Here is a 321-nt window from a genome sequence, read left to right as displayed (position 1 = left end):
GCTCGTTCTCAAGTACGAGGAGTCAACGCGCAGAGTTTTCATTTCACCTATTATGATTATTCAGCAATCGATCGCAGCCCGCTTTTTGAACATGACTATTCACTGACCGGCTTTATAGGATTCGAACATACATTTAAATATGAAGTGTTTTATGTTGGTTGTGCTTGCAGGTTCATTTTTTAGCAACTGTAGCGTTGCAAATGCCTCTTCAGTTAACGTATCTCCCCAAGTGTGTGTGTTTTCCGAACAACAAGAATTGTGTGTTCTAGAGTTAAAATTTAAGTTGCATCTGGCAGCCGCTAGCGAGGTATGTTTATACCA

Annotated in this window: 1 protein-coding gene and 1 pseudogene; both read left to right on the top strand. The window is 40.5% G+C overall.

What is annotated here, in order from left to right:
- Positions 1 to 183: pseudogene (locus tag CWC30_RS18520) on the top strand (hypothetical protein); the annotation flags it as partial.
- Positions 140 to 321: DUF3019 domain-containing protein (locus CWC30_RS19090; protein WP_349654456.1), on the top strand; the 182-nt coding region annotated here is incomplete at its 3' end. The pseudogene CWC30_RS18520 and the gene CWC30_RS19090, both read left to right, overlap by 44 nt.

This window comes from Pseudoalteromonas sp. S4741 (assembly GCF_005886135.1).
In the GTDB taxonomy this organism is placed as follows: domain Bacteria; phylum Pseudomonadota; class Gammaproteobacteria; order Enterobacterales; family Alteromonadaceae; genus Pseudoalteromonas; species Pseudoalteromonas tetraodonis.
This window is presented reverse-complemented; position numbering and strand designations above follow the sequence as displayed.